We start from the raw sequence: 7,019 nt of genomic DNA on the forward strand, positions 1-7,019 counted from the left end.
CCGGCGGGCCGGCGGGGGCGCTTGGTGGCGACCCAGAGGTACGTGGGCACGAGCGGGAGCAGAAGCCGCAGCACCGCCCTGGGGGTACGGGCCAGGACGGTCTGGGCGAGACGCCCGGCGGCCCCGGGGAACAGCTCGGACCCGGCGAACCGGGTCGGCGTCGCCAGCACCGGGAACGTGTAGTCCCACACGTGGAAGGCGCGCAGCATGCGGCGCAGCCCGCGCCGTGTGCGGAAGCGCTCGTAGTAGTGGTCGGCCCGCCCGGAGGCGCGCACGTAGCGGTCGGCCAGCGCCGGCGGCAGGTAGGACAGGAACGGCAGCTTGTAGTGCGGTTCCATGATCCCGAGCCGGTTGCCCAGCCCCAGGTAGAGGACGCCGTCGTCGGAGAGCACCCGGTGCATCTCGGCCACGACCGCGTCGGGGTCGACCACGTGCTCGTAGATGTGGTTGAACACCAGCACGTCCACGGACCCGTCGGGGAACGGCAGCGCGGTGCCGTCGCCGCACACGAAGGCCACCCGTTCGCCGAACCGGTCGGCGGCCTTGCGCAGCCCCGGCACGTCGATGTCGATGCCGAGCGTGTGCCCGGCCCCGGCGGCGGCGAGTTCGTCGGCGATGAACCCGGCCGAGCAGCCCACGTCGCCCACTGTCAGCCCGCCGAGCGGCCCGTGGAAGTGCTCAAGCACCGCGATGATCTTCGCGGCCTTGCGCCTGCGCTTCGCCTCGTCGAGCATCGCGGACTGGAACTCGGAGTATTCCAGCTGCGCGACCCGTTGCTTTCCCACGCCGCCCAACAGTACCCGCGCTCGCCGCCCCCGGCCGTCGAACCGGCTTTGGTACGGTGACCCGCCTGGGGCAAATGACAATGAACGGGGCCGCGATGGAGCTCTTCACCCGGATCCGTGACGAGTTCCTTGACATCGTCGAATGGCTCGACGACAGCCGCGACACCATGGTGTGGCGCTTCCCCCGGCACGACAACGAGATCAAGATGGGCGCCCGGCTCGTGGTGCGGGAGTCGCAGGTCGCGGTGTTCGTGAACGAGGGCCGGATCGCCGACGCGTTCGCGCCCGGCACGTACGAGCTGCGGACCCGCAACCTGCCGGTGCTGTCGACGCTCAAAGGGTGGAAGCACGGGTTCGACTCGCCGTTCAAGGCCGAGGTGTACTTCGTCAGCACCAGGCAGTTCACCGACTTCAAGTGGGGGACGCAGAACCCGGTCATGCTGCGTGACCCGGAGTTCGGGCCGGTGCGGCTGCGGGCGTTCGGGGCGTACTCGGCGCGGGTGACGGACGCGCCCAAGCTGCTGCGGGAGCTGGCGGGGACCGATCCGCGCTTCCGTACCGACGAGGTCGAGGGCTACCTGCGGCAGATGATCGTCGGCCGGCTGGCCGGGGCGCTGGCCACGGCCGGGGTGCCGGTGCTGGACATGGCGGCCGACCAGCACGCGATGGGCCTGCGGCTGGCCGAGCTGCTGACGGCCGACCTGGCCGGGGTGGGGCTGGCGATCCCGGCCTTCTCCTTCGAGAACATCTCGCTGCCGCCGGAGGTCGAGAAGGCGCTGGACAAGCGCGCCCAGATGGGCATCCTGGGCGATCTGGACGCGTACACCCGCTTCCAGGCGGCGGGCGCCCTGGAGAACGCGGGAGGCGCCGCCGACGGCATGGGTCTCGGTCTGGGCGTCGCCGCCGGTCAGCACCTGGCCGCCGGGCTGTCGCGGAGCGCGCCGCCGCCGCTGCCGCGACAGGAGCAGTGGTATCTCGGCGCGGGGGGCGAGCGGCGCGGCCCGTTCGACCGGCCGGGGCTGGCGGCGGCCGGCCTCACGCCGGACGCGCTGGTGTGGCGGCCGGGCCTGGCGCGGTGGACGCCCGCGCGGGACGTCCCCGAGCTGGCGGCCCTGCTCCACGACACCCCGCCCCCGCTCCCGCCTTCCTGACCGACGACCGGAGGCCGCGTTGACCTCACCCACCACCACCCGCCCGTGCGGCGGATGCGGCGCGAGCGTGGAGTACGCGCCGGGCACCGGGGCGCTGCGCTGCCCCTACTGCGGCCACCAGGAGGCGGTCGCCGCCTCCGGCCGGGAGGTGCGCGAGCACTCCTACGACGCGTTCCTCGCCAAGCCGCGGACGCCGTCGTCCGGAGGGCACCGGTTCTCCTGCCCCGGCTGCGGGGCCAGGACCGAGAGTGACGCGATCTCCACGAGCTGCCAGTTCTGCGGCATCGCGCTGGTCGCCGACACGGGCTCCGGCGACCAGATCGCCCCCGAGGCGGTGCTGCCGTTCGCCCTGGACCGGAAGGGCGCCCGCAAGGCGCTGCGGGCCTGGACGCGCTCGCGCTGGTTCGCCCCGAACCGCCTCAAGAAGGTCACCGAGGCCGAGTCCATGAAGAGCACCTACCTGCCGCACTGGACGTTCGACGCGGGCACCGTCTCGGACTACACCGGCCGGCGCGGCGAGCACTACTGGGTCACCCAGACCTACACCTCGAACGGCGAGACCAGGACCCGCCGGGTCCGCAAGACGCGCTGGTACCCGGCGAGCGGCCGGGTGGCGCGGCACTTCGACGACGTCCTGGTCGCCGCGACCGGCCACGTGCCGAGGGAGCGGCTGGACGCGCTGGAGCCCTGGCCGCTGGACCGGGCGAAGCCGTACGAGCCCGGCTACGTGTCGGGGCACCACAGCCTGCGCTACGACACCGGGCCGGAGGGCGGGCTGGAGCAGGCCAAGGCCAAGATGGCGGAGGTCGTGGCGGCCGACTGCCGCCGGGACATCGGCGGCGACGTGCAGCAGGTGAACTCCGTGGACACGAGCTACTCGGCGGTCACGTTCAAGCTGGTGCTGCTGCCCGTGTGGGTGGGCTGCTACCTGTTCGGCGGCAGGTCGTACCAGGTGCTGATCAACGGGGACAACGGCGAGGTGCAGGGCGACCGGCCGTACAGCGCGGTCAAGATCGCTTTGGCGGTGCTGGTGGCGGCGGCGCTGGTCGCCGCGCTCGGCTGGCTCTACCTCGCCCATCGCGGCTGAAGTAGCCTTGGGCGGGTGATCCGCCGACTGCTGCGCGTTGTGCTTGCCCTGGTCGCGCTCGGTTTTCTGGGCTACGGCCTGGCGAGCAACTGGGAGGCCCCCCGCGCCGCCGTGACCGGGATCTCGCCGTGGGCGGTGGCGGGCGCGTTCGCGGCGGTGCTGGCGGGCCAGTTCTGCATGCTGCTGGCCTGGCGGCAGGTGCTGGCGGGACTCGGGTCGCCGCTGCCGGTCCGGGTGGCGGGGCGGATCATGTTCGTCGGGCAGCTCGGCAAGTACATTCCTGGCGCGGTGTGGGCGTACGCGGCGATGATGGAACTCGGCCGCGACCACGGCAGCCCGCCGCGCCGGACGTTCGCGTGCATCTCGCTGGCGCTGGTGATCAACCTGGGGGTGGGCCTCGCGATCGCGGCCGCCACGCTGGCGACGCAGGAGGCGGTGCGCCAGGCGTGGTACCTGCTGCTGCTCGTGCCGGTGATCATCGTGTGCCTGCACCCGAAGGTGCTCACGTGGGGTCTCAACCTGGCGTTGCGCCTGGCGCGCCGCGAAACGCTCGACAGCGTGCTGCCCGGCCGTACGGTGCTGGTGGCGGTGGCGTGGACCACGCTGGGCTGGCTGGTGTACGGGCTTCACACGTGGCTGCTCGCGGGCCGCTGGGACCTCTACGTGATCGCCACCGGCGCCTACGCGTTCGCCTGGGCGACCGGGCTGCTCACGTTCGTGGTGCCCGCCGGTGTGGGGGTGCGCGAGGGCGCGCTGGTGCTCGTGCTGCAGCCGATCATCGGCACCGGCGCCGCGCTCGCCGTGGCCGTGGTGTCGCGGCTGGCGTTCACGCTGGCCGACGCGACGGCCGCCGGGCTGGCGTTCCTGCTGGGCCGTCAGGCGTCGAGAAGCGTGGCCGTGTACGCCGACCAGAACGGCGCCGGGTCGACCGCCTTGACCCCCGACCGCAACCTCTCCGGCTCGCCGGAGGCGTAGAAACGCTCGATCGCCGCCCGCAGCGCCCCGGCGTCACCCGGCTCGACCAGCAGTCCGTCCACCCCGTCGGTCACGTGGTCGGCCAGCGCGCCCACCCGGGTGGCGATCACCGGGACGCCGTGCTCGTGCCCGAGCCACACGTTCTGGCTGGCGGTCGCGTTGCGGTAGGGCAGCACCAGCGCGTCGGCCTCGGCGAACAGCTTCGGCACGTCGTCGGCGGCCACGTAGCCGGGCCGCAGGTCGACCCGGTCACCGATGCCCAGCTCGTCGATCAGCGCGCGGGTGTCGTCCAGGCCGCCCCAGAACTCCCCGGCGACGGTCAGCCCGATCCCCTCGGGCAGCGCCCGGAGCAGCAGGTCGAGCCCCTTGTACGGGCGGACGATGCCGAAGAACAGCAGCCGCCGGTGCACCTCGTCGGAGCGCCCGGCGTGGCTGGAGGGCAGGTGCGGCGGCAGCGCGGCCACGCGCACCGGCCCGTCGGTCAGCCCCCGGGCCAGCCCGGCCTGCTGCTCGGAGTGCGTCAGCACCCCGTCGACCCGCTTGAGCAGCGCCTTCATCAGCGGCTGGTCGTACGGCTTGCGCTCGTGCGGCAGCACGTTGTGGCACAACGCGACGGTCCGGGCCCTGCGGCGGATGCCGTACAGGATCCCGAGGTAGGCGGGGACCTGCACGGGGCTGAGGACCGCGAGGATCACCAGGTCGGCCGAGCGGAGCCGCCGCCCGGCGGCGACCCACCCGTCCGGCCGCCGCCAGTCGAGGTCACGCCGGGTCTTCGGGTACGGGACGCCTTCGGGCGCGGAGATCGTCTGCTGCCCCGGGTAGAGGAACGACGGGTACTGCGCCCGCCACGACTCGATCACCACGTCGTGGCCGAGCGCCGCGAGCCGGTGCGCCAGCTCGGTGGTGTGCTGCGCCCCGCCGCCCTTGTACGGGTAGGTGGGGCCGACGATCGCGATCCGCACGCTATTCGCCGCGCGAGCGCACGATCAGGTCGGCCAGCAACGCCACCGAGCCGATGAGCAACCCCGACAGGAAGATCATCACGGTGTTGGACGGCAGGTAGAACGGCGTGTCGATCATGTCCCACACGCCCTTGGCCACCCCGATGCCCACCAGCCACAGTGCCGGCGGCATGAGCACCTTGAGCGGGTTGAAGTACATGATCATCCGCAGCACCTGCAGGATGTAGCGGTAGGCGTCGGAGATGAAGCTGAACTTCGACTTCCCGGCCCGCTTGGCGTAGTCGATCGGCAGGTAGTAGACGTCGTGCTGGTTGGACAGGAACGACAGCGTGATCGTCGTGACGCAGGAGAACCCGGGCGGCAACAGCCGCAGATAGGGCTTGGCCACCGACTTGCGGAAGGCGCGCAGCCCGGAGTTGAGGTCGGGGATCTTCTGCCCGGCGAGCATCTCGGCCACCTTGCGGATCACCCACTTGGCCGGGACGCGCAGCAGCTTGTGCGAGCCTTCCTCGCTGGTGCGCGCGCCGACCACCTGGTCGATCGTCTGATCCTTCTCCAGGATCTGCACCAGCTCGGGGATGCGCTCGTTGGGATAGGTCATGTCGGCGTCGGTCCAGACGACGATCTCGCCCCTGGCCTCCTGCGAGCCGATCCGCCGCACGGTGCCGGAGCCGCCGTTGCGGTGGAAGGCGCGGATGCGCAGGTGCGGGTAGGCCGGCGCGGCCTCGCGCAGCCTGGCCAGCGTCTCGTCGGTCGAGCAGTCGTCGACGGCGACGAGCTCATAGGTGTAGCCGCTGGAGTCCATCGCCTTGGTGATGCGCTCGACCTCGTCGATGACGTGGTCCTGCTCGTTGTAGCAGGGCAGGACGATCGTGACGTATGGCGCTTCTTCCACGGCGTTTCCACTCTGGGGGGTCTCGGGCGTGCTCACGTGCGTCGAGGGTACTCTGCCCCGCAGAAAGGCGGGTCCACATCACGTCAAGGGATGGCCATCCAGACGTTGACGCGCAGTGACCAGGTGCCGTCCGGCCTGCTGGTCAGCGACCGCTCGTCCTGCCGCGTCACCAGCCCCATGACCTGCGCCGGCGTGCCGTACGGCGCCACCTGCCCGGCCTCGGCGGCCAGCACGACCGGGGTACGGCCGGCCGCGCGCACCCGCGCGATCAGGCGGCGCACCTCGTCCGCGGAGGCTCCGGGGACGACCTTGGCGGCGGGCACCCCGCACATGCCGCGCACGAGCTGGGTGAACCGGTCGCCGGTGACCCGCTCGACGATGAGCACCGAGGCGTCGTCCGGGATGCGCGCGCACATCCGCGCCACCGCCGCCGCCTCGCCGCGCTCGACCGGGGTGAACGCGGTCCCGATCGACGTCACCACCGGCGGCGCCAGCACCAGCAGCGCCGTCAGCGGGGCGACCCACCGCCGGGGGAACCGCCCGGTCAGCCATCGCGCGCCCCACACCGCCAGCAGGATCAGGCCGGGGATCACCACCGGCACCAGGCGGCGGGCCGCCCACGGATGGTCGGGGGTGATCTCCGGCCGGAGCAGCGTGGTCACCGTCGTCCAGCCGATCACCGCCAGCGGCAGCAGCCAGCCGAGGTCCCGGCCGCGCAGCAGGCGGCGCAGCAGCACCGCCCCGGCCAGCGTGGCCAGCACGACCGCCGGGATGCCGATGTACCAGGCGACCCAGTGCAGCGAGTTCTCGAAGTAGAGCCGGGAGCCGTCGGCGGGCAGGCCGTTGGCCTTCTGGATCTGCTCGATGAAGATGTAGGTCCGCTGGTCGTCGACGTTGTCGGGGTCGCGGCGCACGGTCTGTATCCAGGGGCGTACGGCCAGGCCCGCCATGACGAGCACGACCAGGGCGGCCCCGGCCGACGGCACCCGGCGCGGCACCCGTACGCGGGCCAGGACCGGCGCGGCGGCCGTGCCCGCCGCGATGAGCACCAGCACGCCGCCGCAGATCAGCAGCAGCGGCTCGACGGAGCGCGACAGGTAGTTCAGGTACGGGCGGGCCACCACATAAGCCGCCAGCAGCCCCGCACCGGCCCCGGCCGACGGC

The 7,019-nt window shown here is 72.5% G+C and carries 6 protein-coding genes and 1 pseudogene; 3 read left to right on the top strand and 4 right to left on the bottom strand.

The annotated features are described in order from the left end of the window. Window positions 1-785 (bottom strand): class I SAM-dependent methyltransferase (locus ADY59_RS45840; RefSeq protein WP_156326152.1); only part of this gene is annotated, 785 nt, incomplete at its 3' end. Window positions 786-859: 74 nt separating this feature from the next. On the opposite strand from ADY59_RS45840, the gene ADY59_RS45845 reads away from it, so the two are divergent. From ADY59_RS45845 to ADY59_RS45855, 3 genes are read left to right on the top strand one after another with little or no spacing between them, the layout of a single operon-like run. Beyond that, window positions 860-1,936, top strand: a complete 1,077-nt coding sequence (locus ADY59_RS45845) for an SPFH domain-containing protein (RefSeq protein WP_231619214.1) — start codon at window positions 860-862, stop codon at window positions 1,934-1,936. A 19-nt stretch (window positions 1,937-1,955) separates the two neighbouring features. Then, window positions 1,956-3,023 (top strand): hypothetical protein, encoded by a 1,068-nt coding sequence (locus tag ADY59_RS45850; RefSeq protein ID WP_049577205.1) that lies wholly within the window; start codon window positions 1,956-1,958, stop codon window positions 3,021-3,023. 15 nt (window positions 3,024-3,038) lie between these two features. After that, window positions 3,039-3,998 carry a lysylphosphatidylglycerol synthase domain-containing protein gene (locus ADY59_RS45855; protein WP_049577207.1) on the top strand — a complete coding sequence of 320 codons (960 nt, stop codon included), beginning with the start codon at window positions 3,039-3,041 and terminating at the stop codon, window positions 3,996-3,998. On the opposite strand, the gene ADY59_RS45860 is transcribed toward ADY59_RS45855, so the two are convergent. From ADY59_RS45860 to ADY59_RS52110, 3 genes and pseudogenes are all read right to left on the bottom strand, one after another. Further along, window positions 3,899-4,960, bottom strand: a complete 1,062-nt coding sequence (locus ADY59_RS45860) for a glycosyltransferase family 4 protein (protein WP_049577210.1) — start codon at window positions 4,958-4,960, stop codon at window positions 3,899-3,901. The genes ADY59_RS45855 and ADY59_RS45860 overlap by 100 nt on opposite strands. Window position 4,961: 1 nt before the next feature. Then, window positions 4,962-5,855, bottom strand: a complete 894-nt coding sequence (locus tag ADY59_RS45865; RefSeq protein WP_231619215.1) for a glycosyltransferase family 2 protein — start codon at window positions 5,853-5,855, stop codon at window positions 4,962-4,964. Window positions 5,856-5,938: 83 nt separating this feature from the next. Continuing rightward, window positions 5,939-7,019, bottom strand: a pseudogene (locus ADY59_RS52110) (hypothetical protein); the annotation flags it as partial.

It is taken from the genome of Nonomuraea sp. SBT364 (genome assembly GCF_001083785.1).
In the GTDB taxonomy this organism is placed as follows: domain Bacteria; phylum Actinomycetota; class Actinomycetes; order Streptosporangiales; family Streptosporangiaceae; genus Nonomuraea.